Below are 26,541 nucleotides of genomic sequence, written 5' to 3' on the forward strand. Positions count from 1 at the left end.
TCACCAAGAAGCTGCGCGAAAAGGGCGTCAAGGTACGCTTTGGCATCCATCCGGTGGCCGGACGCATGCCGGGTCACATGAACGTGCTGCTGGCCGAGGCCAAGGTGCCGTACGATATCGTTTACGAAATGGACGAGATCAACGCGGACTTCCCGAATGTGGATGTCTCGATCGTGATCGGCGCCAACGACATCGTTAACCCGGCGGCGCAGGAAGTGCCGGACAGCCCCATCGCCGGCATGCCGGTGCTGGAGCCCTGGAAAGGCAAGACCACCATCGTGCTCAAGCGTGGTATGAGCACCGGTTACGCCGGCGTCGACAACCCGCTGTTCTACAAGGAGAACACACGGATGCTGTTCGGCGATGCCAAGGACAGCGTCGATGCGCTGCTGAAGTTCCTCAGCACGTAATACCGACCAGGATACACACGCTAAACACATCCTTTTTAGACGACCAACACCCCTGGCGATCTGCCAGGGGGCTTGGTACCCTTCTTTCTACTTGCGTTTCCCAAACTGCACACCGGAGATCCCCTCCCCCGCAGGCGAACGTTCCCGATAATATTGCCCTTGACTCTCCAGCAGCCCAGCAGGCGCTCGTAATGCCATAAAAAGGCAACAAACCTCCCAAACGGCGCGTTGACGCTGCTCTTGCAATCGCCATTCAAACGTAAAAAAGTGGTGCCCCCACCCATCAGCTCGACTGGGCCATGAGCAAGCGTATAACCGTCGCTTTGGCTCTCAAGATCTGGCGACACTGACTAGCCGCCCCCGTTTTACGGTTGATCGGCAGCCCCGCGTCATGCAGATCCAGGACCAGGCGAGGTACACACGCACGACCTTTGCGTCGGTAAAAGGCTTGCGAGACTCGGTGATCGGTCTCTGCTTGCCGGCGCTGACGCCGCGAAAGCCCTCGACCACGCAGGCACCACGCGTAATAACCGCTGGGAGATACCTCCAGCACACGGCATAGACTGCGAACGTTGAAGGTTTCTGTAATCATGAATAAAGCCGTACTTCATTTCAGAATTTAGCGAAATACACCGTAGCCTTTTTTCAATATCCAGCTCCCCGATCAATATACATTCTGTCTGGGGGGAGACTTTGCTGATGCTGCCCTTGGTTCGCCTTTGATAGAGCGGGCTTGCGTGGATAAGCTCCCTAGCCGCCGCGGTTACGCCTATGCGGTCTGCCAATGCGAGCGCTTCATCTTTGTGGGCCTGGGTGTAACGTGTACGATTTTTCTTCATCGGAGCTGCTTGTCTTGCCATGGGACACCTCGGTCAGTTTACTACCTTAACGATGTGTCCACTGCTACTGGGCAAGATCATGGATCAGATGCTCCGGGCGTAGGATAGGTGCGCCTGCATGTCGGGAAATCCGCATGCAGGTGTGGCGATCTGAACAAAAAACAGGCGTTCCGGCGACCATGCCAGCTCAAATCAGCGGTAGCTGAGGTATCGGCGACTTATTCGTAGGCTCCCTAGTCGAACCACAGTATAGCCCGTTACAAATCAATGGGTTGAAAGTTTTTCAGGGGCGACTATCAATGATTTAGGCATTGCGTAATCAACAAAGATTTTATAACACACTACCTAAAAAGGAGAACTTATCATCCCATTCGAAATAGACATGCAACTATCTAGAAAACCTGGTTATCGCTTAGTATTACCAGAAGGGCAAGATATAAATAAAGAAGCGCTAGAACTAAAAAAATGGATTCTAGATTTAAGAAACACGCATATAAACCACCAAAATAACGAAGCCAAATAAAAACTTTCGACAAAACCTGATTGAAATAATATATCCTATAGATCCAGCTTGTTAATTCCATGATCCGACAAAATTTTATTAATTAAATCAATCGCGCAAAGTGGCAGTGCATTAAGATCTCTAACTAGAATATATCGATCCCTCTTTGACCAAGGCTCATCTAGTTTTATAAACTTTACGTTTTTAAACTGTTTCTGACGTTCATAAGCTGAATAAGGGACAACTGCAACTCCAACGCCGGAATCAACCATGCGAAGAACAGACTCAAAGCTAAAAACTTGTATCCGAAGATCTAAAGCTTCACCAACTTTATTTGATTCACTTTTAAGAAACTCTACTAATGTACTACCATCATTTAAACTGACCAATGGATATTTAAGAGCACCAATAAAATTAACACTGTTTTTATTGGACAATGGATGATTAGCTGGTACAACAAGAACCAATTCATCTGACGCAAAACGTATAACTTCTAACGTTTTTGACTTTACATCTCCAGCAACTATACCAATATCACAACCACCCTCAGAAACAGAACGGATTATTTCAGCATTCTGTTTTTCTTTTAGATCAACGGAAACACCTGGATGATGAGACAAATAGTAAGCAAGTAAATCTGGAAGGTATTCAGTTGTAGCTGTCGTATTCGCGTAGATTCTAATATGACCAAAATCAGAACTTTTATCTAACGCAAAATCATTTTTAAGATATTCCAACTGGCGTAAAATAACTCGCGCATGCTTTAAAAGCTTCTTACCGGAAGCGGTTAATTCAACACCTTTGCTATCTCGATAAAAAAGTCGAGTCTTCAATTCCTCCTCAAGTGATTTTATCCTTACGCTGGCAGCCGCTGCTGATAAAAATGCCTTCTTTGCCCCTTGCGTCAAACTAGGTGATTCAGCGATGCAAACAAAAAGATTAAGGTCTGTTATATCAACATGCATGGTATTTTAAAAACAAATTTTTTTTGGGTAAATACTTTTAACACACACTTGAGGAAATGTAAACAGCTAGCACTAAAAAGTAGATTAGGAATGAAATCATAGATGAGATTGACAGCATTTAGCTGTACTCTCATTTAATTGCGTACGCATTTCACTAAGAAGCAAAAATGCTTCAGGACATAATAAATCCGCTTGACCGCTTGCGTGTATTCAAGACAAAGGCACACTGCAATCCATTGAGCCCCCAATTTATTTCACGGGTAATGTTACTTTTAGCCTTTTAGCCTTCTGGCCTGGGTGTGCGATCAGCGTCTAGGGAAATGGGATGAACTCCCCCTCCTACGGCAACTATGTGCCAGATTGGAAGTTGGCGCAACCAATCGTAAAGAAGGAGGCTATCATAGAAAAGATACGTATTGGTCTCGACATGGCCAAGAGTATTTTCTAAGTCTTTGCCATTGGTGAGCAAGAACAACAGGTCCTGCGCAAGACGCTCTAGCGTAGCTAGGTAAGGGAGTTCTTCACCTTCAAAAACGGCCGGCAATTTACGGCATGGCTCGGGCTTGTACCAAGACAGTGGTCAACCAGGGGTCAAGCGCGACATGGCCGGATCACCAAACGAGGAGACGTTTATCTGCGAACGCTGCTCATCCATGGGGCTCGCGCTGTAATGCACTACCTGATATGAGTAAAGATGACCGAAAGAGCCAGTGGGTCAAGGCTAGTAGAGAACGCAAGGGCTTTAAAAAAGCAGCAGTTGCCCTAGTGGCAAAGAATGCACGGTTACTCTGGGCGATGTTGGCGAAGGGATCTGAATACCGGCCAGCATGAGTTTGAAAAGTATTAACCGAGGTGAATGCAACGACATTAGTGTGATGGCATAACGGGTCGTACTGACGTGAGCAAAACCTGAGTTCACAGCGGGTTCTACGAGACCGGTAGAGAAATGGGGAGCTGGAAGACGGATCTCCATCAAGGTCAGTCGATAAAAACGGCTCAATTAAAGAGACTGGATATAAGCGAGCAGTAAGACCTTACATGTCCAACATCAAGGATGTTTCAAAACCGGAGAGTCCATACAAAGATGCGGCCAAGTCCCCGGCCATGAGAGGATTCCGCGCCTTCAATCGACCGGATCCTGAGGCACGGAACAGCAACTGAGCTTCACCGACATCGCGTACTATCACGAGCGGCACCGCACGCGTAAGGAATAATACCTCGCCCGAATGGAGGAGTTAGTGCCCTGGCTGCGTTTGGAGGCTGTCATCTAACCGCATTACCCCAAAACCGGAAATACTCATAGGGCACTTCGGTCGTAGATCCTATCCGTTGATGACGAAGCTGCGCATCCACTTCCATTAGCAGTGGTACAGCATGAGCGATCCAGCGATGGAAGATACGCTGTACGAAATCGCCTCGATGCGGCAGTTCGCGGGACTCTCGCTAGACCGGCCCATTCCGGATCACACCACGATTATGAACTTACGACATTTGCTGGGACGCCATGGGGCTTGGCGCGGAAGATCTTGGAGGCGGTCAAAGAGTGGCTCACAGAGGCCGACGTGCTACTCAAGAAAGGCACGTTGATGAATGCCACCATCATCGGAGCGCCCTGTTCGGCCAAGAACAAAGCGGGCGAGCGCGACCCCGAGACGCATCAGACCATAAAACAGAAAAATTAAGAAAACCCCGTTAAAAGACATATTAAAAATCAATAGTACCAATTCAAGTAATCAGGAACACTAGACTCTTTGTCCAGATTAAGAAGCGAATTAACAATATCATGAGATTCATCATCATCCATGCCGATAGAAGAAAGTCGATTCTTTGCAAAAAACAATACATCTTCAACTTGACTTTGTTCTGTACAGGCACTGGACTCAACACTCTCTTCTAATGCTTCGTCAGAAAGAATCTTAAATTCATGAATCTTCCAATCCTTCTTTAACATAACATCTAATTCAATGTAAAAATTGTTTGACAAAGAATACTCATCGTTAATCAACGAAGAGCATGTGTCGAAAAAACTATTCTTAAGTAATTCAGCATAAACAATGCCAGTCTCTGCGGACTTTGCGATCTCACATGCTAACAAATCATTATCGAATTTAACGCCATTAGCATTAGAATCAAAGGCTAACAGCTTATTAGTTAGCAGTTCAACATCTTGCTCATTAATGTTAAATAAATATGCAGCAGATAAGAACGAACCAATACAGCTAACATAGTAGTCTTTCGCAATATAATTACGTTTAGAACCATCAAAAAACCTTGAGATACAAAACATTACCTCGTAGCCGATCAAAATACTTCTAATCAATTCTAATCCAGACTTATTGAATTTAACTGCTACGGACAATGCTGATGAAATAACAGGCAACCCGATAGAGCAATAACTTATGGAGTATCTCGACTTACCACCATTCAAAAAAGACTTGAGACATGTAACAAATGCATGGCGACCAGCATCATTACCACAATTCGAACTCCAATGAGCTAGTGCATTACCTTTTTCCGTATATGAGCCGACCATAGACTCTGTAACAAACTCTAAAATATGAGATTTAACTACATTAAGGTCTTCTGCCTGATATTTCTTTTGAAACAAACCGCCGATTAGAGAAAAATCATGCTTCATTTTCTCAACCCCATACCTAAATAAAGCTCAAGAAGAGCCTAATCGTTTAAATGTTCCTTGAGCATACGCTACTACTTGACCGTGTTCATCGTATACATAGGCCTCAGAAAAATATATTTTACGTCCTCCACCAATTAATTTACCTTTAGTAAGCACTTTACTAGGAGCAACCGACTTGACGTAATTTATAGTTAAAGATAATGTTGCAGAGTGTAAAATATCACCCTGCCTGTTATATAAGCCAGGATAAGCGCATCCAACATCCAGCAAGGTCGCTAATAAGCCGCCATGCATCTTTGCGCTTCTATTTAAATGATGCGGCTGAACATCAACTAAAAACTCAACATAACCATCCGTCCATTTAACAAGATTAATACCAAGAAAATCTAAAAATGGGTTATCTACCTTATATTCCATAACTAATTAAACATAAGCTCACATAACATCGTTAGCATAAATATAATCAATCACATTTCCAAATTGATCTTCGATTACTGCTACAATTTTTTCAGATTTTTCAGCTTCCGTATCGTTTTCCAGACCGCTGGAAGCAAGATCAAACAAGCATGACATATCTACAATATCTATTGAGCAATTGCTTAACTGACGTTTCAAATCCTCTCGCCTTGGATTTATAGCAACACCAACGTCCGTAGCAATAATATCTATATATTTACCGGGCGTGACAATTGTATTAACAGACCTGACGATTTTTGGCCTGCCTTTAGCATGTAGCCTAGTCGTAACTATCGATATGTCGGAGCCAGCGCATATATCAATATGCCCACCAGAACCTCCACGAATAACATTGTCGAACCCAGTAACAACATTGACGTTAAAATCCAAGTCGACTTCAGTTGCACCAACGGCAGCAAAATCCAATCTATTAGCGATAGATAATCGATTAAAGGGATTGGCATAATCATGAACAGACATACGAAGATGGGCAGGGTCTAAGCCATACGAATCAACAGCAGCATTGTCGAAACTCTGAACATTATACAATTTTTGTACTAGACCTTCCCTAAGCATTTGCACATGGGAAGACATAATTCCACCGGCTAGAAAGCCTGCAACTACTTGCCTTTCGGTCATTAATTTGCTAAGCGAGTTAATAACATTTAATGATATCCCTCCAGCACCTGCTTGATAACTAAATCCATTTCTGAATAACGAAGAGTTAGTGATAACTTTCACCACATTATTCGAAATTGCCAATGACTTGCTATCGACTGCTGGGACAGTAGAACCTGAATTAATTTTATTGGCATCACCGATGCTGGAAACAACCGCAATATAGTCAATATATTTGTGGCTGATTTCGTAGGTATCTTTCCTTTCAGCAATCACATTGTCTGTCACTGCGACAGTATATTTAGCATAAAGTGCATCAGTAATCGAGTATCCTAATGGGGCACATGATTGAATACCGCTTGCAAGTACAGAGCCATTAGAATCAACCGAAGGAGCGGCTACAAATGTAACATCTACCTTAAGTCTCCCATTAACAATTGAGCCTGCACGCCCACCATGGGACTGCATTATAACAGGTTCAGCCATTCGTCCCTCAGAGATATATCGAGCGACGTCACCAGTTAGATAATTGGTATATATTTTAGAGACCGTTCCATCAGCGATAAATTCAGTCAACCTAGCATGAGCTTGCATTATTGCAGTAGGCGCAATCGTAATATTTTTGACACCCAGTTCTTTCAGGGCCTCCAGTACCTGGAGCAATACCAGATCCCCATTTCGCAGGTGATGCTGAAAGGATATTACTTGCCCATCTTTTACCGATGCCGCCAACAATGCGTCTTTAATAGTTCCGGAAGGCTTGCCTATACTAGCTCTATTAATATGCATCACGTAACACCTAACATAGGCAGGGACTAATATCCCTGCCAAATTTATTGAATTTTATTAAATGACTCGACCACCATCAACGGGGAACTCAACGCCGGTGATGAAATCAGCCTTATCCGAAGCTAAATAAACAGCGGCATTAGAGACATCGGAGCTTTTAGCCAAACGGCCCAAGGGAATTGTGGTAAGGAATTTTGCCCGGTTCTCTGGAGTATCTTCAACACCCATGAAGTGTTCCAGCAAGCCGGTTTCACCAAGTACAGGACAAATGGCATTAACTCGGATCGCATCAGGACCTAACTCTACAGCCAATGAGCGGGAGAGTGTGTTAACTGCGCCTTTAGAAGCATTATACCAAGTGAGACCAGGCCGTGGGCGAATGCCAGCAACGGAACCCACATTCAACATAACGCCACCGCCATTTTCTCGCATGAGCGGAACAACTGCTTTAACCATATAGAAAATGGATTTAACATTAACATCAAAAATCAGATCAAAAGTTTTTTCATCAACATTCATCAAAGGCTGGTTCCGATGAGTTGTACCAGCATTATTTACTACAATATCAGGAGTTCCGAAGTTTTCTACACAGAAGTTCACTAGGCCATCAATATCATCTTTAATTGCGACGTTACACTTAAATGCTAGCGCATTTTCACCAAGAGACTGAGCGATCTGGTTTGCGCCTTCTAGATTCAGGTCAGCAAGAACAACTTTCGCACCTTCTTCGACATAGTCACGGGCAATCTGTGCACCAAACCCACTCGCTGCCCCAGTGACGATCGCAATCTTATTATTTAAAAGACTCATAGTTACATCTCCAAAAATTAAATAAAAACCAAATTTCCGTTACGATTTTCTTTAGCTATAAGAATTTACAACTGTTTTTGTTTCACAAAACTCATTTAAAGCCTGCAGACCTTTCTCGCGTCCATATCCACTCTTTCTTACACCGCCGAATGGCAATTCAACCCCTCCACCAGCACCATAACAGTTAATAAATACTTGCCCACACTCAATGCCTTTAGACACTCTAATCTGTCGCGCACCATTCTCTGTCCATACCCCAGCGACAAGACCATACTCAGTGCTATTAGCTAGTTCGATTGCTTCTTCTTCACTCTCAAATGTCAACACGGAAAGTACTGGTCCAAAAACCTCTTCCTTTGCCAGAAAATCGTCCGGCTTTACGGGACCAAATGCTATTGGCGCAACGTAATTACCATTCACATTTGCTGTAGAACAGATTTTACCTTTTCCTATAACCGGAATATCACGAGATAGTGCGTCATTTACGCAGTTCGACACGAACTCAAACTGTTTTCTAGTAATTATCGGACCGCACGTAGGCGAAGAATTGGAAGGACCAACTTTAGAAGAATTAAACATTTCGGATAGGCGAGAAACAAATTCATTATAGATTTTCTTCTCAACCAATACACGACTACCTGCAGAGCAGGTTTGTCCAGAGTTCTGTAGAATACCATTAACAATACCTGGTACAGCCTTATCTAAGTTGGCGTCGCCGAATACCACTTGTGGGCATTTTCCGCCTAGCTCAAGAACACACCTTACATGATTATTGGCAGTAGATTCTTGAATCATCCTACCAACAACTGGAGATCCGGTGAAAGTAAGCATATTAATACCGGAATGGGATGACAAAGCTGCACCAGCCTCGGCGCCATATCCAGTGACAATATTGAGTGCGCCTTTTGGCAGTCCGGCTTCAAGTGTAAGGGCTGCAAACCGGAGAGACGTAAGACAAGCTTCTTCCGCCGGCTTAACAACACATGTATTTCCCATGGTCAAAGCTGGGGCAATAGTACGACCAAGCATTTGAGCCGGATAATTCCAAGGAATGATATGAGCGACAACACCACAAGGTTCTTTGACAATGCTAACAGAGTATCCATCCAAATAAGGGATTGTTTCTCCATGAATTTTGTCAGCTGCACCACCATAAAATTCAAAATAACGTGCCAATGCCTTGATGTCAGCTTTTGCCAATTCTAAAGGCTTTCCAGTATCTTCAGATTCGATCGCAGCAAGTTCATCTATGTCGCGTAGTGTCAATTCACAAATTTTTGTAAGGATACGGCCGCGTTCCGTTGCAGTTTTTTTGCCCCACTCTCCATTGAAAGCAGAACGTGCAGCAGCTACGGCGCTATCTACATCAGCGGACATACCTCTAGGAATCTGTGCGATCTCTAAACCCGTTTCGGGAGATAGTACAGAAATATTTTCGCCACTGGAGGCAGATACATAGACACCATTAATAAACATTTTGTTCATTAGACACGCTCCAAAATCAGTTGGTAATTTCACCACGCTCAATATTAAACGTTTGATCTGCGATTCCATGCAGAAGCGCGGCATTAGATTCAGTCACAATAATCGCGATATCAGGTTGAGAATTTCTCAAATTACTCAGAGACTCTCCATATTCACGCGCCAACGCGGGTGACAAGCCCTGGAATGGTTCATCAAGAAGTACAATTCGAGTACCAACCATTAGAGCTCTTCCTAGTGCGACCATCTTACCTTGCCCGCCAGATAGAGCAGCACCAGATCGATCAAGCATCGCTTTTAGTTGGGGAACAACATCAAGCACCATATCTATGCGATCTTGCACCTGACCCTTATTATGCCCAACAATTTGGCAAGGAAACATCATGTTTTCTTTCACGGACATTGTCGGAAATATAACACGTTCTTCGGGCGCCCACCCAATACCTATGTGACTGCGTTCGTATGCTTTTAGATGATTGATCAGTTCACCGTCAACATGAATAGTTCCGTGTTTGATCTCCACTGCACCCATTATAGTGCGCAATAGAGTAGTCTTTCCTGCTCCGTTTCGACCAATAACAGCAGTTAAAGACCCTGCATGCACTTCTCCGGTGACATTTCTTAATACATTGATTCCTGCTACATCTGAGCAAACGCTTTGAAGTTTCAACATTACGAAACTCCCTTAACTAATTTTACAGTATTCATATTTGGTTCAGTCCTGCTGAAGGATTGTCCCAATACTTGCTCTTGAATCACTGGATCATTCAATACCATATCAGGAGCACCATCTGCTGCAATGGCTCCTGAAATCCATGCGGCAACTCGCGTTGCATATTGAGATACAATATCAATATCGTGCTCTACGAAAATACTAGTAACCTTATATTTATCAAGTACCCCCATCAGTATTCGCATTATTTCGTGCTTTTCCTGTGAAGATACGCCGCTAGTCGGTTCATCCATTATCAATAATCGAGGCCGAAGCACCAGCGCCATCGCGATATCTAGAAGTTTTTTATGACCTTCCGGAAGAGACCCCGCTAAAACATCGCTGCGGTCCAATAACTGGATAGAGGTAAGTACCTCATAGACCTCCTTCTGATCAACACAACTTGATAGTGACTTGAATAAAGAGGTCTTATTATCACGTGCTGCTAACGATAGCTCAATACACTCCCTCACTGTATGCTCTGAATAAACTTGAGGAAGTTGGAACGACCTGACCATTCCCATTTTCACAATGGCCCTAGCACTCTTCTTGGTAATATCTTCGTCAGCGAAATAAATGTTACCACTATCTGGACGTATAAGGCCGGTACAGATATTTATAAAAGTTGTCTTACCAGCACCATTCTGACCGATAACAGCAAGCCTCTCTCCTTCCTTCAAACTAAAATCAATGTTATCAGCAACAACTATAGAACCGAAAGATAGATTTAAATTGGTTGTTTTAAGAAGATCAGACATAATTCACCTATATATATTTCTTATTCTTCAGCCACCCAGAAATACCACCAGGAGCAAAATATATAATTAAAATTAGAGTACTCCCCAAGATCATATGCCAGTAATCCGTCATTAATATAGCTGCATACATCTTAAGAAACTCGAATGCCATTGCACCTATGATAGCTCCAAAGGAGTGGGCCACACCACCAAGAAGAGAAATAAATACCAACTCGCCTGATTTAAGCCAATAACCCATCTCAGGTGTTACCAGACCCTGAACCAACGCGAATATCGCGCCTGCCAGACCGCAAAGCGATGAAGAGATAACATAGCCCTTCCAGAAAACAAAGCGTGCAGAAACACCAATATATTCTAGGCGAGTCTCATTAGTTTTAATTGCGCAAAGAAACTTCCCAGCAGGAGAATTAAAGAAGCGTTCAATAAAATATGTAACCAATAGAATTGATACAGTTGTAGTTATGAGCAGTAGCGTCTCAAACCCATCTCTTTCCAATTCAAATCCGATGAAGCTTGGGCGTGAAATCATCATCCCATCGCTACCACCAGTGATGTTGTAATATTTGCCAATAACCGCAAATAGTACCATCGATATCGCTAGATTGAGCATACCGAAGAAAATCTCTCGATACTTAGAAACGAAAATACCAATAATAGCACCAGCAATAGTACTAATTGCTACGCCACATACAATAAGCACTAAACCATCGATCCCTGGATAAGCCTTAGCAATGAAGGCCACTGAATAGGCTGCCAAACATACATACATGGCGTGTCCAAATGAAACTTGTCCTGCGCGCATTAGAACTGATATGCCTAACGCAGCAAGCCCATAAGATAGCGCAAGTATAATTGGCGTTTTTAAATGAGGCAGTAGAAAAGCAGTTACCACCGAGCCAGTAAGTAATATTATTGTAGCAATAATACCTTTCATCATATTCTCCTAGCTTTCTCTACCGTGAACAGCCCCTGTGGTTTAAATAGCAGGACGGTACCCATAATCACATAAGGGATAACAACTTCCAGCTCAGGGTAAAGGTAAATGGAAAGTGATCGAAAGATACCAATGATCAAAGCAGCTATCAGGGCCCCTGTTACTTGGCCCAATCCCGCCGTAGCGACGACAGCAAACGAAAGAACAATAATATCTGCGCTGATCCCGGGCACCATTGACGTTGTAGGCGATGCTAGAGCGCCACCAAATGCCCCAAGCAAGCCCCCAATGATAAAAGTAATCTTCTTTATCTTCTTAGCATCAACCCCCATCCCTACTGCCACTTCCTTATTATGAGTTACCGCAACAATTTTTTTACCAAGGAGAGAGTGTTTGAGGAACCAATTGAGTATAAAATAAATAATTACTGCTGCGCCTGGTAAGACGATGAGCTGATAGTTGGTATAGAAAACTCCAAGAACCTCTACATTGCCCATTTCGCCTACGATTGTTGAGACGAAATATGGGCTGGTACCCCATATCAGCCGTTGCACATCTTCCAATATCATAAAAAACGCGAACGTAATTATGAGCTGCAGTATAGGCGGTTTTTTCTCAAAAAATCTAAGCAAATACTCCAGAATCAGTCCAACAATCACACCTACCAAGAGAGTTCCAGCGATTATCGAAAAAATTGAATTTATTATTCCTCCGTCGTTACCCATCAACCATAACCCAATGCTTGCGGTGGCATAGCCACCGCAAGCATACAAACTACCATGAGCTACGTTGAGGATATTTGTGACACCAAAGATAAAGGTCAAACCAAGGGACACTATAAACAACATCCCAGCGTAAGATACCCCATCCAACAATGCTAATGTCAAAATACCCGAATTCATAATTATTCTGCCAAGTTTTCTATGTTTTCGAATTTGGTCATATTCAGCGTTTTTACCCACTCGGTTCCCTTACCTGCATCCAAGGGACGAGCGAACAACGCACCTGGCATGACCATCACATCCTTGAGTATCATGAATGGATATTCTTTGCTCTTCGTTGTCAGCCCAAACAGCTGATCTTCCACACCCTGACCATCAGCCTGAATTGTGACTTCACTGGTGAGACCTTTAAACTTCAAACCTCTGAAGGCTTTCGCCACCTGCTCTTGGCTTGGCCATTGGTCATTATTCTCTGCATATGCTTTCTCGTAAGCAGCTTTCAGTCCAGCCAACCCCTGTACCATATGGAATGAAGAGTAGATCGGATAAGAACCTGTCGATTCTTTATATTCCTTGATGAAACCTGAAAACTCTGGGTCATTCTTGTATTTTGGATGCAAGAAATAGTGATCACCTCGAGCGCCGATTATCACATTTTCAGGCAAGGCTGTACCCAACCGCTCCAGAGAGCTTTCAGCCAACGGCAAAACTAACTGTGAAGAACGAGTTAAGCCTCGCTGCGCCGCTTGCTGCACAAAGGTATCTAAATCACCACCCCATGATGTTGAAAGAATTACATCAGGGCGTAGCACCTGCAATCGACTGATTTCGGCTGAGAAATCAGTTGATCCAAATTTTGGGAATAGTTCCGCGACTACCTCTACATCAGGTTTCATCGCCCGCAACGCATTGATAAATATGTCCCAAGAATCACGTCCCCAAGAATAGTCTTGGTTTACTACTGCGATGGTTTTAAAGTCCGGATTTACTTTCAAAAGATAGACTACGGATGACAGCATTTCTTGGACAGCATTTGCCTGAGTACGCGCCGAATAAGTGTAGCTATCTTCTTCAAAGATCTTTTCAGTTCCACAGTCCCACATTACGTTGACGATTTTGAGGTCTTCCGCAACCGGTACGAGGCTTTTGCAATTACCACTGGAAATAGAGGCCATCATAGCGTTTGCTTTTTCCTCCTGAACGACTCGACGGTATTCAGAAAGCAGACGGTCACCACCAACCCCTTCGTCAATGAAGATTGGTTCGATTTTTACGCCTAGAATGCCACCGTCTTCGTTTAGATGATTGATGTAGAGCTCTGCGGCAGCAGCAGCAGGCTTACCAAAGACAGATGCCGGTCCAGATAGGAATGTTGTTATGCCTAGTTTGAACTCGGTTGGAGGGGTTTCAGCTAAGACTGGTTGCGATAGCATCGCAGCCAAACCAAGTGCAATACCTTTCGCGCGAACGGAGGCTTTATACATGAACTTCTCCTTAATGCTTTGTTGTTATGATCGCTGTGAGCGTCCTACAAGCATCGCACAAGCAGGCTTTAAGGGAATCATTGATTGCGTAATACAGCATTTACTTCCGATTAACGCCGCGCACAATGCCTGGTATCGACTGGGAGACGCATGGGTCACGAACGCGCAGTCAAAAGACACGTGTACCCGTCTCCGTTACCATTTTGGTTTAAGCGTAAAATCCATTTCAGCTTGGTCAGCCTAACGACCTTTGAGCAGGTTTACATGTGTTCACCATACCGACAATCTTGCACTCATCCGGCCTATGGCTGCCAGAAGGATACGCCTCTGGCGATTGATACCCCGCATCTCGCGGTGCCTCGCTACATTGTCAAAGGCGTTCTTGATTCAGCCTTTTAGACTCACCTAGTGACACGGGTCGTACCCTCCAAGTGAAGACAACTTGTATTAGCGACTTCGTGTCGCACTTCCACCCGATTATTGTCGATTCGTAACGCGCCATCATCCAGATAGCGTGTCAGCTCGACCCAGGCGTTTGAGGTTGTAGTCCAAGGCATTCGCTCTCGCTGTTCCGTCTAGCTCATTCAGTCGGCCCACACACCCATCCATACAGTGTTTTGAGGATCGGCTTCAAGCGCTCTTGCCTCAGTTGCTCCCCTTCAGAGGCTGTTAGGTCTTGGGTCTCCCGCGCGATGTCGTACAGCTATTTGATGTATTCCACCGCCTGCCCGGCGATCTGACTTTTACGCCAAATGCAACTCGGCGAACTTACCCCGGGCATTGGCCAAGCAACCGATCTCGGTCAGCCCGTTTTCGAGGCCTGCTATGTAACCTTGTAGTCGTCGCAAACCAACTGTCCCGGTAGCCCCCCCATTTGTTACGGGGTTCAAAAGTAGACCTCAGGCCGCCTGAGGCCGAACCGGTAACGAAGCTGAAACCGATGACGACACGGAAGCCACTGGGCATGCGTTAACACGAGACAAAACGAGTAGCCCTTTGTGTCCTTGGGCGTGTCCTTCGGCCCATCCTGAGTCCCTGGCAGGCCCCACAGTAGTCACGAAGCACGCCCCGGGATACTTCATGGACCGACATGCCCAAGGTAACTGAGCCAATGTCGCCGCGCGGACATCCGGTACTTTAGAGGTCAGGCGTACCCATGAAGGCCAATACGGGATAAAAAGGGCGCTCCAGGCGCTCCAGGCGCCCTGGCGAACAACACGGACCTCGATCTGCTGCAGCCTTATCCGCAGGCCACGAATAGAAAAGCAGTTAACAATAGGAGTGGATTAACTTATGAGAGGATGTTGAACCAGCCCACTCACACCTGTGTGGCATATCCAACGGCATCTCGGCTTGCAATGGTCCGCGATGATGGATGACTTTCGTCTTAATAAAGGCCAATGATCGTTTCGGTCAAGGCGTTGCCGCACGAGTCGCGGGTTGTACGGTACAAACAGACGCATCTATATCGTCTTCTGCTAGCCACTCGCTATAGCGGAACGGCAGGTGCTGACTGCCCCAATCACTATGATGAACCAGTCTTTCAGGATGTTTGCGAGCCCACTGCGCTTACCCAGTGCCTCTGACACCGGGTCCGCCCACATCGACGGCGATACCCATCTACCAAAGATTCAGTGAACATCTCCATCACTGACGAATGCGACTTAGACATAACCTGACTAGATCGTCACGTTGCCGATCTAAGCTACCCAGAACGGGTTAGGGCCGCGAGTAATCAAAAGACACTTACAGCTAGAAAGCATTCAGCGATTTGCCGGGGAGGCCGACAATGAGACATGGTGTTGCCTTTCTGGTGTAAGGAAGATAGGAGTACCCCGGAAAATCGTGCACAGCAAACCGACTCAAAAAGGAAAAGTCCGCCATTAGCGCATTCGGCGCGTTAACATATGTCGAACGCCGTATTTTAAAATTGCTGATTCACAAACGCCTTAACTATTTGCAGGATATAGTATGTCAACGTTAAAAAGAGACAAGAATAATGAGCCCTGTAGACGTTACAGCATGGATCGGCCGTTCGGAGAAAGCGTACGACGAAATCAGTTTCGGCAACATCCAAAGAATCGCAGCTACCCTGAGCGAAGTCCGTCCAGGTTGGGGCAGTCCTCTTCCACCACTTTGGCAATGGTGCTTTTTTCAGAAAAATGCTCCTGAATCTGAACTCGGTATCGACGGTCATCCAACAAGAGGAGGTTACCTTCCTACTGTAGAAAACCGAAACAGGATGTGGGCCGGAGGACGTATCGACTTCTATACTCCGTTGATCATTGGTACTGCAGCGACGCGCGTAACAACGATTAAGAACGCCCAAGAAAAGGTTGGCAAGGCCGGCAATCTTCTCTTCGTCACAGTTGAACATAAGTACATTCAAGACGACATTGTGGCCATTCGTGAGGAGCAGGATATCGTTTACCGAGATCCAACACCTCTTACACTAAAATGCTCAGCTCCAATACCTGATGCAGACTGGGTTGAAGAAATTAAGCCTACGTCAACTTTATTGTTCCGTTATTCCGCCATAACTTTCAATAGTCACCGTATTCATTATGATTGGCCCTATGCTACAGAGTGCGAAGGTTATCCTGGACTTGTTGTTCATGCTCCCCTTATTGCTACGCTGACTCTTCGCGCATTTTGTAGGGCAAACCCGGAAGCAAAGTTAAAACATTTTTCTTATCGAAGTATCTGCCCCTTATTCTCTCCCGAACCGTTCAAGTTAGGAGGAACCATCCAATCACCTGGCCGAGGTATGATTTGGGCTGGTTCAGACACTGGAGTTGCTCAACAGGGTGAAGTCATTTTCGAGTAATAAAAACACTATATTGGAGCATAGCGATGTCATATAACCCTCACAACGAAGAGCTAGATGCTATCCGTGAAGGCGTACGAGGTCTTTGTCGTAACTTCGATGCCGCCTATTGGCGAAAGGTTGACGAGACTAAGGGCTTCCCAGAGGCCTTTGTTAATGCTCTGACCGAGGCTGGTTGGCTCGCTGCTATGATACCGGAGGAGTTTGGAGGGGCAGGTCTCGGATTAGCTGAAGCATCCGTAATCCTAGAAGAAGTCAATAGATGCGGTGGGAACTCAGGTACCGTACACGGCCAGATGTATAACATGTTCACCCTCCTTAGGCATGGCAGTCCTGAGCAAAAACAGACGTTCTTGCCTAAAATAGCTGCTGGAGAACTGCGCCTTCAATCCATGGGGGTTACCGAACCGACGACTGGGACCGATACGACCAAGATTAAAACGACGGCAGTACGTAAAGGAGATAAGTACTATATCAATGGACAGAAGGTGTGGATCTCTCGAATTCAGCACTCGGATCTGATGATTCTTTTAGCTCGCACGACACCGCTGGCTGAGGTCGCACGTAAGACTGAAGGAATGTCGATATTCCTGATTGACCTGAAATACGCCATGGAAAATGGTATGAGGGTACAGCCAATCGCGAATATGGTGAATCATGAGACTAACGAACTGTTCTTTGACAACCTGGAAATTCCAGCATCGTGCCTTATTGGGGAAGAGGGCAAAGGGTTTCGTTACATTCTAGACGGCCTTAACGCGGAGCGTACTCTGATCGCGGCTGAGTGTATCGGTGACGGGCGTTGGTTCATCGAAAAGGCCACCAATTATGCGCGTGATCGTGAGGTGTTTGGTAGGCCCATCGGTAAAAATCAGGGCGTTCAGTTCCCCATTGCGCAGGCCCATATCGATATCGAAGCTGCCGACCTCATGCGATGGAGAGCCTGTTACGAATACGACAACGGTCTCCCGGCTGGAGCAAGTGCCAATATGGCGAAATACCTGGCAGCGGAAGCTTCCTGGAAGGCTGCCAATGTCTGTCTTCAGACGCATGGGGGATTTGGTTTCGCCTGTGAATACGATGTAGAGCGTAAGTTCCGCGAGACTCGTCTATATCAGGTCGCCCCTATTTCAACCAATTTGATTTTGGCTTATATCGCAGAGCATATTCTTGAGCTCCCACGCTCATTTTAATCGACGAGATGCTATGACTAGTTGAGAGCTGGAAGAAGAACACCTCCACATAGCTAACGACACCTGTATTTGATTTAACACTTATTAAAAAGCATTAGGCAGTTCTGTTTAGCTGATGCCTATTTTTATGACATTTTAAGCTCGTGGAGATTTTTTAATGGGTCAAAATAGTCTAAAGCTCGCTCTATTTCTTGAAGTATTAAATTATGAGCAATTGCCAAACCATGTAATCGAGCGTACTGAGGAGCTTTTTCTCGATTGGCTAGGCTCAGCCCTCGCAAGTAAGGAAGCCCACCCAATCCCCCTGTTTGAACGATATGCAGATTATATGGGCCCTTTGTCAGGACCCGCAAGCATATTGGTTAATCAGAAAAGTTCCAGCGCTTATTTCGCAGCCCTTGTTAACGGTGCCAGCTCACACTTAGTAGAGCAAGATGATTTGCATAACAGCTCTGTACTTCATCCCGCTACTGTCGTCTTCCCTGCTGTTCTGGCAGCAGCCCAAGACCTAAAGAAATCCGGGCGTGATTTAGTAGTGGCATCAGTTGCCGGTTACGAAGCAGGGATTCGTATAGGCGAGTTCTTGGGTCGATCTCACTATCGTATTTTCCATACCACGGCGACTGTCGGAACAATAGCAGCTGCAGTGGCTGTGGGAAAGCTAATGAATTTTGACCAATCCCAGTTTCTAAATCTCTTCGGTAACGCGGGTACTCAGGCTGCCGGTTTATGGGAGTTTCTTAAGGACGCAGCAGACTCCAAGCAACTACACACAGGGAAAGCTGCAGCGGATGGCCTACTAGCAGCTTACATGACTCGCGAAGGCTTGACTGGCGCACAGGATATCCTTGAGGGTGACCAGGGAATGGCCGCTGGTATGTCCATTGACCCTGTACCAGAACAATTATCGGACCGATTGGGTGAACGTTGGGCACTAGCCGAGACATCTTTCAAGTTCCATGCGTCATGTCGACATACACACCCTGCAGCTGATGCACTTCTGGAACTGATGAAATCCAGCGGCATCAACGCTGACGATATTCAATCCGTTACCGCACACGTTCACCAAGGAGCTATAGATGTACTGGGTCGTGTGGATGTCCCTCGAACAGTACACCAGGCAAAGTTCTCCATGGGCACTGTTTTGGGATTGATCGCTCTTTACGGTAATGCTGGGCTAAATGAATTCCACAATTTCGCGCTCACGGATCCCCGAATTGGAGAGTTCAGAGAGAAGGTACGAATGGAGTTGGATTCGGAAGTCGATAATGCCTACCCCAATAAATGGCTGGGTCGTGTTTCTGTGACGACCAGCGGAGGTCATACGCTGACTGGAAAAATAGATGACCCAAAGGGAGACCCTACTAATACATTGTCTCGCGGTGAACTCGAAGACAAATTTAGACGCCTAACCGAATTCTCACGTGCGCGTAATGCATCAGAGACCACAGCGCTTATCGACTTGGTTTGGAACCTACGCCATCTCAAATCATTAGATGGCCTAAAGTAAGAGTCAATCAAAAAGTGATAATCAATATAGATGGATAGTAATTGGTCATGAAAAATAAAAGTAATCTGCCGCTTGAAGGTGTAACTATTGTAAGCTTGGAGCATGCTATCGCTGCCCCTTTCTGCACTCGACAACTTGCTGACCTAGGTGCTCGTGTTATTAAGGTCGAACGACCGGGAACCGGCGATTTCGCCAGAGCATACGATCAGCGTGTTAAAGGTCTTGCTTCTCATTTTGTCTGGACCAACAGATCCAAAGAAAGTGTCTGCCTTGATCTTAAAAAGGAAGAGGCAAGAAATATCCTCGACAAGATTCTCGACAAAGCAGACATCTTGGTTCAAAACCTGGCTCCGGGTGCTGCAAGGCGTATGGGTCTCTCTTTTGAAGCACTGCATGAACGCTTCCCACAACTGATCGTCTGCAACATCTCCGGCTATGGAGAGGGCGGACCCTATGAGCAGAAGAAGGCTTACGATCTCCTGATCCAGAGTGAAGGTGGGTTCCTATCTGTGACTGGAGGTCCGGGCGAGGGCGAATTGGCAAAGGCAGGGTGTTCGATTGCGGATATCGCTGCCGGAATGTATGCATACACTGGAATACTTTCGGCACTATTGCTACGTAATAAAACTGGCGAAGGCAGTAGAGTTGATGTTTCCATGCTTGAAAGTCTAGTCGAGTGGATGAGCTATCCGCTCTACTACGCACATGATGGTGCTCCGCAGCCCCCTCGTGCAGGAGCTGCACATGCAACCATATACCCATATGGTCCATTCCCTACCGGAGATGGTCATACGGTTATGCTCGGTTTACAAAATGAACGTGAGTGGGAACTCTTTTGCAAAAAAGTATTATGTATGAGCGAGCTCGTTACTGATGAACGATACGTTTCCAATTCAAAACGCTCTGAACATCGTTCTGATTTGCGAGATACAATTATCAGTGTATTCTCTCAATTAACAGCTGATGAGGTAATCGAACGCCTTGATTCAGCACCCATTGCTAATGCGCGAGTCAATACTATGGCTGAAGTATGGGATCATCCACAACTCAAAGCTAGAGAGCGATGGTGCAATATTGAGAGTCCGTCTGGCACTATTCCTGCGCTACTTCCGCCAGCAAATAATAGTGCATTCAATCCTCAAATGGGGCCGGTACCTGCGCTTGGTGAGCACAGCGAAAAAGTACTCCTTGAGTTAGGGTATACACCGGAGTACTTTAATTTTCTTCGCTCAAATCAGATAGTTTAATTTTAGGAGTTATTTCATGTCACGTAGTATTATTCGTACAGCGTTATTTGTTCCTGGCTCCAGACCTGAAAGAATTCCGAAAGCTATTACTGCAGGCGCAGATGCTGTCATTGTAGACTTTGAAGACGCCGTAGAAGAAGCTCTGAAAGAGGAAGCGCGCAGCAATTTGGATAATTTCCTTAAGACAAACAAATCGGGTCCAGGAGTTATCGTTCGTATCAATGCAACCAACCACCATCAGCATGAAGCAGATTTAGAGTTTTGCCGCGAACATAGTGGTGTCCTAGGAATAATGCTCCCTAAATCGGAGAGTGCTGCTCAGATTGCGCAAGTAGCAAGCTGTAACAAACCCATTATCCCTTTAATCGAGAGCGTTTTAGGTCTTTATAATGTACGTGATATCGCTTCGGCAACTGGAGTAGAGCGGTTATCATTCGGCTCGCTTGATCTGGCTGCCGACCTAGGCATCAACGCGGAATCAACAGCCGGAAAATGCATACTAGATCAAGCAAGATACTCTATCTTGCTTGCATCACGTGCTGCCAATCTCAAGCCGGCAATTGATACCGTATTCCCTGCGATATCGGATGTTACCGGATTTCTTAAAGCTGCTAACGATGCGAGAGATATGGGATTTGGTGGCATGCTTTGCATCCATCCTAAGCAGATAGCGATAGTACACGAGGCCATGATGCCAAAACCTGAAGAACTGGATTGGGCAAAAAAAATAATGGAAATAAGTAAAGAAGGTAAAGGAGTATTTGTTGTCGACGGTGCAATGGTTGATGCTCCAGTTATTGAGCGCGCGCGACGGATACTAGAAAGAGGCTCCCTCAACTAATATCGTGTATTGCGGTTAATTTCGAAAACGACAGCTACAGGTTTTGAGTGGTTTTCCTATCTTCACCGTCCTGACAGCTAGGGCTTGGCGAGAGCCATAATAGCCTACTCGTCAGTTCATTCTGAAAGGAATGGATCTGCGAAGAACATTTGATATAGGGAGAGGTGATCTAGTCTGAAACCTCGAAAACACCTCGGGTCCAAGTAGCCCAAATTGATATTATAGGAAAGCGTTCAGTGGATGGTAGCAGGTTACGCAACAGCCTGTTGGAAGTGTTCATTAGGAAGCGCGAACTATCTATGCTAACCGGCGCTTAGCAAATATAGGCTCGTATGCCACCGTTTTGATTTAAATATCGAGCCAATTTGTTGGCCTGCTTTTCGAATGTAGGCCGCTTTATCATCCTAACTAGGCTTGATGAGGATGCAACTTCAATATTCAAGGGAAAACCGCACGTGAGCAAACTTATCGATGTTCAGGCGCCATTTGATGGGTCACCTGTCGGACAGGTTGCTACAGCAACAGCCGAGGAAGTGGAAAGCGCACTCGTAAAAGCTTACGCGCTGTATCGCGATCGCCGTCAATGGATACCGAAACAAGAGCGTATCGCTATATTAAAGAGAGCTGCCGTAATCATCGGTGCACGCCGTGAACAGATCGCGTATCAAGCGTCTCACGAAGGCGGCAAGCCTCTAAAGGACTCTCTTATTGAAGTTGACCGGGGGATTGACGGTATTCATACCTGCATTGAGGAACTGCGTACGAAGGCCGGCAAGGTAGTTCCGATGGACCTGAATGCAACGTCAGCGGGACGGGTCGCCTTCACACAATATGAGCCAATCGGAGTCGTTGTCGGAGTTAGCGCCTTCAATCATCCCTTCAACCTCGTTGTCCATCAAGTAGCACCCGCCGTAGCTGTAGGCGCTCCGGTAATTGTTAAACCTGCTGCATGCACCCCACTATCCTGTAAAACTTTGATCGACATCTTTCATGAAGCAGGACTTCCGCCCGATTGGGCACAAATGGTGCTCCCAGAAAATCTAGAGCTAGCCACCCGTATGGTCACCGATCCGCGAGTTGGCTTCTTAACGTTTATCGGGTCTGCTGCTGTTGGATGGTCGCTTCGTTCAAAGCTCGCTCCGGGTACACGATGCGCGCTTGAGCATGGAGGTGTCGCTCCCATCATCGTTTCCCATGATGCGGATCTAGACATGGCGCTGCCACGTATTGCACGTGGCGCGTTTTGGCATGCAGGTCAGGCCTGTGTTGGCGTACAGCGTGTTTTCTGTCATCAGAGCATCGTTTCGGACGTAGCCAGTGGGTTGGCCAAGATCGGAGAGAAAATGGTGACTGATAACCCTCTCCTGTTGACTACCGATGTAGGGCCATTGATTACACATAGCGAAGTCGATCGTGTTGGTCTTTGGGTAAAACAGGCTGTAGAAGGCGGTGGATCGCTTATCTCCGGGGGCAAAAAGCTGTCTCTAAGCTGCTTCGCCAATACTGTATTGCTGGATCCTCCCATGGATGCCAACGTGACCCGCAAAGAAGTGTTTGGACCAGTAGTATGCGTTTACGGATACGACGACATCGATAATGCGATCGCTATGTCAAACGACCTGCCTTTTTCTTTCCAAGCCGCCGCTTTCACGAGCAATATCGATACTGCGATGCACTGCTACCGGCACCTCGATGGCACAGCGGTTATGGTGAATGAAAACACCTTGTTTCGAGTGGACTGGATGCCATTCGCAGGCGCGCGCCTTTCTGGCCATGGAGTTGGAGGTATCCCGGATACGATGCATGAAATGCAGACAGAAAAAATGATGGTCTGGCGATCATCCGCACTTGAATGATTCCGGCCTCTCCTAAATGAAGGTTTCAGCTTGGCCTTGAACTGTCACTAAATTTTTTGCTACTTAATGGAGGTGAAATTTGAAGCTGTTCTACAATTAAGCCCCACACAGAAGAGCGGTGGGCTGCTGTAACATTGAAAATGTGTTGACGACTTTGTGTATTAGCTTGTTAGTTGATGGCATGAACCGGCAGTCTCGTTGCGGAAGAGAGCGTCATCGTCCATTTAATTATTGCCCTTGGCAAGTACGGCTGAAGATCTCGTGGATGTAAGTAAATTGCACCCATTATGAGGACTAATTAATTTATGCTGCCTGATCTAGTTTCGTTGAGACTTTTCTTACGCGCTGTCGAACGAAGCAGTCTTTCGCGAGCGGCACGTGACTACCATATTGCACTTGCCGCCGCAAGTCGCCGTATTTCCTTGCTCGAACACTGCTATGGGCTACAACTGCTGTATCGATCAGCACAAGGCGTTGAACCCACGCCTGCGGGAACTAGCCTTGCATATCACGCACGCAAAATTCTTGATTGTGAATTGCTATTACGCTCTGAGATGTCCGATTTTCTAAAGGGAGTAAAAGGACATATCCGGTTGCAAGTCAATACTTCTGCAATTACCCAGTGCCTTCCCAAAGAATTGGCAGAATTCTCAGCTCTCTACCCCGATGTAAAGATTGAGTTGTCAGAGAGCCGCAGCAGCTCGATCGTCCAAGCGCTACGCGACTCAAAAGCGGACGTGGGCATCGTCATGGCCAGGGTATCTACAGAAGGCTTGAAAAAGTATTCCTATTATCAGGATCAACTATCGGCGATCGTTCCCCTGAATCATGAACTAAAGACAGAAAAGACTTCATTTTCTGAGATCATCAAGTTCGATCTGGTAGGGCTCGATGGCGATACAGCGATGATGCACCTGCTCTTCGATGCAGCGAATGAGTTGGCTGAACCCCTACGCCTTCGCATTCAAGTCAGTAGCTTTGAGGCGGTGTGTCAGTTTGTCCAAGCTGGAATGGGGATCGGGATACTGCCCATTCAGATCGCAGAGCGTTTCGGTAGGGCGATGGACTTGCGCGTCATCGAACTGGAGGACGATTGGGCCTCGCGCGATATGTTTGTTTGCATCAGGGATATCAAGACTTTGTCGACAACCACGCGAAACCTAGTGGAGCACTTAATTGGGGTAAAGGACCTCAAAAAAGCACCTGACATCTCCGATTAGAACGGATATAGGCAAAAAAAAGGTTCTACAGGGTCTAACAACGAACGACATGAAAACCAAGCTTATAACTATTACGTACTTATAGAATGACCAGCACTTAGTTAGACCGAACTCGCTCAATTATCTGACGAATACAATTATTAACCCGTATATGGTCTCCTCCCGTATTGCAAGGTTTTGAAGCTTGATGCCAGGGACAGGATCGCGTCCGTATATTCGGCCTGTTGGTGAGGCGGCTCAGGAGCTGCCTCTGGCCTCAATGAGATTCGCACGTATCGTCCTTATCGGCGGAGCGGCCTTGCAGCCTCCGGGTTAGTCAGGTTTTCGATACGTCGGTCTGACCTGTTATGTCATCGTTAACTCAAAACCTTCGCAATCCTCGGCAAGGTACCTCTGGTTAAACTCTGCCAGCGCTGTCCAGCGCTATGCCTGCGTGTAAACAGTGCCTGTGCTTAACACAGCCCATCCCATGCGGGCCATCTTGTTGGCCAGGGCCACAACGGCGCGATTGACGCCTCTTTCAGCCTTGAGCCGATTGATCCAGTGACTGAGTGGATCCTGTTTTCTGGCCGATTGATTCATCACCGCTCGCGCACCATGGATCAGTAAGCCACGCAAATAACAGTCCCCTCGTTTGCTGATGCCTCGCAGAACGGCTTTCCCTCCACTGCTGTGCTGCTTGGGTACCAGCCCCAGCGATGCCGATACGTCACGTCCCCGTCTGAAGGCGGCACCATTGCCTACGACGCTGCGGAAAACACTCGAAACAATGGGGCCGAACCCCGGTATCGTCTGCAACCGTTGGCAGGCTTCATCCTGCTGGCTCAACACCTTCAACTCCAGGGTGTAGCTATCGATATGGGCGTCTAACTCCTTCAACTGCTGATAACTGTGCGCCAGCAGTCGTCGGAAAAGTACGCTCAGCCCGTTTGCTGCGTCCTCCAGAATGGTCGGCAACCTTGAACGAATAAAACTAATCCCTTTCGGTAAAACGATGCCGTATTCCGCGAGCAAGCCGCGGGCCTGGTTACATAGCGCTGTTCTCTCCTTCAGACAGCGTTGCCGCATCCGATACAGGGCCTGCATGTCCTGTTGTTCTATCGTCTTGATCTCAACAAAATGTATCCTCGGCCGCCCTAACGCTTCCACAATCGCCAAGCCGTCGTTGAAGTCATTCTTGTTACCCTGAACCAGCGGTGTCACAAAATGGGGTGGAATCAGTTTGACCTGGTGCCCCAGCGCACGCAGTTGACGCCCCCAGTAATGCGCGCCTGCGCATGCCTCCATACCGACCAGGCACGGGGGCAGTTGGTTGATGAACTTCAGCAACTGGCCACGTTTAAGCATTTTTTTCTTTACGATCTGCTGGTGCTGGTCACAACAGACAGCGTGAAAAACGATCTTGGCTAAATCCAATCCTACGATCACAATGGTATTCATGGTCTCCTCCGTTTTTTGATGGTTCGTACACTTCCATCATGGCGCATTCTGACGCCGACTCGGAAAGAGGGAGGAGACCATCTCATCGGCGGGTTAATACATGAAGCAAGGATGCTTCATCATTGGCCTCAGGCCAATGCGAACCCCACAAAAACCAGCACGTCCGCGCACTTGCGCCTGTTTTTGTGGGGCGACTGGCCAATAGCTGGGGAAGCTATTTGCCAGCTAGGTTAATAACGTGGTGAGCTACTATTTGTTCACACCGTGTATTTCTAGGTATTAATCGAT

Annotated in this window: 21 protein-coding genes and 2 pseudogenes; 10 read left to right on the top strand and 13 right to left on the bottom strand. The window is 46.3% G+C overall.

All coding sequences use genetic code 11. The features are described 5' to 3' along the window. The coding region (locus F451_RS26395) for an NAD(P)(+) transhydrogenase (Re/Si-specific) subunit beta (protein WP_020683831.1) at positions 1–410 on the top strand (410 nt) is incomplete at its 5' end. Positions 411–1,807: 1,397 nt separating this feature from the next. Here the strand turns inward: F451_RS26395 and F451_RS27410 are convergent. Further along, positions 1,808–2,716 carry a LysR family transcriptional regulator gene (locus F451_RS27410; RefSeq protein WP_083928525.1) on the bottom strand — a complete coding sequence of 303 codons (909 nt, stop codon included), beginning with the start codon at positions 2,714–2,716 and terminating at the stop codon, positions 1,808–1,810. A 526-nt stretch (positions 2,717–3,242) separates the two neighbouring features. On the opposite strand from F451_RS27410, the pseudogene F451_RS28885 reads away from it, so the two are divergent. Beyond that, positions 3,243–3,390: pseudogene (locus F451_RS28885) on the top strand (transposase); the annotation flags it as partial. 483 nt (positions 3,391–3,873) lie between these two features. After that, positions 3,874–4,386: pseudogene (locus tag F451_RS28535) on the top strand (IS5 family transposase); the annotation flags it as partial. 41 nt (positions 4,387–4,427) lie between these two features. Here F451_RS28535 and F451_RS0123285 read toward each other — a convergent pair. The 11 genes from F451_RS0123285 to F451_RS28890 form a co-directional block, all read right to left on the bottom strand. Beyond that, positions 4,428–5,354 carry a hypothetical protein gene (locus tag F451_RS0123285; RefSeq protein ID WP_156826611.1) on the bottom strand — a complete coding sequence of 309 codons (927 nt, stop codon included), beginning with the start codon at positions 5,352–5,354 and terminating at the stop codon, positions 4,428–4,430. Between the two features lie 27 nt (positions 5,355–5,381). Then, positions 5,382–5,771, bottom strand: coding sequence for a PaaI family thioesterase (locus F451_RS27425; RefSeq protein ID WP_083928527.1), 390 nt, complete (start codon positions 5,769–5,771; stop codon positions 5,382–5,384). An 18-nt stretch (positions 5,772–5,789) separates the two neighbouring features. Then, positions 5,790–7,217 (bottom strand): citrate lyase subunit alpha, encoded by a 1,428-nt coding sequence (locus F451_RS27430; RefSeq protein ID WP_083928528.1) that lies wholly within the window; start codon positions 7,215–7,217, stop codon positions 5,790–5,792. A 57-nt stretch (positions 7,218–7,274) separates the two neighbouring features. Then, the gene (locus F451_RS0123295) at positions 7,275–8,027 is read right to left on the bottom strand and encodes an SDR family oxidoreductase (protein WP_020683836.1); all 753 of its coding nucleotides are present in this window, start codon (positions 8,025–8,027) and stop codon (positions 7,275–7,277) included. A gap of 51 nt (positions 8,028–8,078) precedes the next feature. Beyond that, positions 8,079–9,512, bottom strand: coding sequence for an aldehyde dehydrogenase family protein (locus tag F451_RS27435; protein ID WP_083928529.1), 1,434 nt, complete (start codon positions 9,510–9,512; stop codon positions 8,079–8,081). A 16-nt stretch (positions 9,513–9,528) separates the two neighbouring features. Further along, a complete protein-coding gene (locus tag F451_RS0123305) occupies positions 9,529–10,182 on the bottom strand; it encodes an ABC transporter ATP-binding protein (RefSeq protein WP_026292017.1) in 654 nt (217 codons plus the stop codon). Continuing rightward, positions 10,182–10,979 (bottom strand): ABC transporter ATP-binding protein, encoded by a 798-nt coding sequence (locus F451_RS0123310; protein ID WP_020683839.1) that lies wholly within the window; start codon positions 10,977–10,979, stop codon positions 10,182–10,184. The genes F451_RS0123305 and F451_RS0123310 overlap by 1 nt, the downstream gene beginning before the upstream one ends. A gap of 7 nt (positions 10,980–10,986) precedes the next feature. Next, positions 10,987–11,913, bottom strand: a complete 927-nt coding sequence (locus F451_RS0123315) for a branched-chain amino acid ABC transporter permease (protein ID WP_040880380.1) — start codon at positions 11,911–11,913, stop codon at positions 10,987–10,989. Next, positions 11,913–12,815, bottom strand: coding sequence for a branched-chain amino acid ABC transporter permease (locus F451_RS0123320; RefSeq protein ID WP_026292019.1), 903 nt, complete (start codon positions 12,813–12,815; stop codon positions 11,913–11,915). Before F451_RS0123320 ends, F451_RS0123315 begins: the two co-directional genes overlap by 1 nt. Positions 12,816–12,817: 2 nt before the next feature. Next, the gene (locus tag F451_RS0123325) at positions 12,818–14,119 is read right to left on the bottom strand and encodes an ABC transporter substrate-binding protein (protein WP_020683842.1); all 1,302 of its coding nucleotides are present in this window, start codon (positions 14,117–14,119) and stop codon (positions 12,818–12,820) included. 401 nt (positions 14,120–14,520) lie between these two features. Further along, positions 14,521–14,676 (bottom strand): IS66 family transposase, encoded by a 156-nt coding sequence (locus tag F451_RS28890; protein ID WP_420835290.1) that lies wholly within the window; start codon positions 14,674–14,676, stop codon positions 14,521–14,523. Positions 14,677–16,118: 1,442 nt separating this feature from the next. On the opposite strand from F451_RS28890, the gene F451_RS27440 reads away from it, so the two are divergent. The 7 genes from F451_RS27440 (at position 16,119) to F451_RS26405 (ending at position 24,813) form a co-directional block, all read left to right on the top strand. Further along, positions 16,119–16,946 (top strand): HTD2 family dehydratase, encoded by an 828-nt coding sequence (locus F451_RS27440; RefSeq protein ID WP_083928530.1) that lies wholly within the window; start codon positions 16,119–16,121, stop codon positions 16,944–16,946. Positions 16,947–16,972: 26 nt separating this feature from the next. Continuing rightward, positions 16,973–18,139, top strand: coding sequence for an acyl-CoA dehydrogenase family protein (locus F451_RS0123330; protein WP_020683843.1), 1,167 nt, complete (start codon positions 16,973–16,975; stop codon positions 18,137–18,139). A 157-nt stretch (positions 18,140–18,296) separates the two neighbouring features. After that, the gene (locus F451_RS0123335; protein WP_020683844.1) at positions 18,297–19,649 is read left to right on the top strand and encodes an MmgE/PrpD family protein; all 1,353 of its coding nucleotides are present in this window, start codon (positions 18,297–18,299) and stop codon (positions 19,647–19,649) included. Between the two features lie 47 nt (positions 19,650–19,696). Next, positions 19,697–20,896 carry a CaiB/BaiF CoA transferase family protein gene (locus F451_RS27445; RefSeq protein ID WP_083928531.1) on the top strand — a complete coding sequence of 400 codons (1,200 nt, stop codon included), beginning with the start codon at positions 19,697–19,699 and terminating at the stop codon, positions 20,894–20,896. A gap of 16 nt (positions 20,897–20,912) precedes the next feature. Next, positions 20,913–21,737, top strand: a complete 825-nt coding sequence (locus F451_RS0123350; RefSeq protein WP_020683847.1) for an HpcH/HpaI aldolase/citrate lyase family protein — start codon at positions 20,913–20,915, stop codon at positions 21,735–21,737. 455 nt (positions 21,738–22,192) lie between these two features. Next, positions 22,193–23,593 (top strand): aldehyde dehydrogenase family protein, encoded by a 1,401-nt coding sequence (locus F451_RS0123355; protein WP_020683848.1) that lies wholly within the window; start codon positions 22,193–22,195, stop codon positions 23,591–23,593. 305 nt (positions 23,594–23,898) lie between these two features. Next, positions 23,899–24,813, top strand: a complete 915-nt coding sequence (locus F451_RS26405; RefSeq protein WP_040880382.1) for a LysR family transcriptional regulator — start codon at positions 23,899–23,901, stop codon at positions 24,811–24,813. Between the two features lie 423 nt (positions 24,814–25,236). Here F451_RS26405 and F451_RS0123365 read toward each other — a convergent pair whose 3' ends face one another. After that, positions 25,237–26,253 (bottom strand): IS110 family RNA-guided transposase, encoded by a 1,017-nt coding sequence (locus tag F451_RS0123365; RefSeq protein ID WP_020683850.1) that lies wholly within the window; start codon positions 26,251–26,253, stop codon positions 25,237–25,239. Between the last annotated feature and the right edge of the window lie 288 nt (positions 26,254–26,541).

Origin of the sequence: Marinobacterium rhizophilum DSM 18822, assembly GCF_000378045.1 — a bacterium.
In the GTDB taxonomy this organism is placed as follows: domain Bacteria; phylum Pseudomonadota; class Gammaproteobacteria; order Pseudomonadales; family Balneatricaceae; genus Marinobacterium_A; species Marinobacterium_A rhizophilum.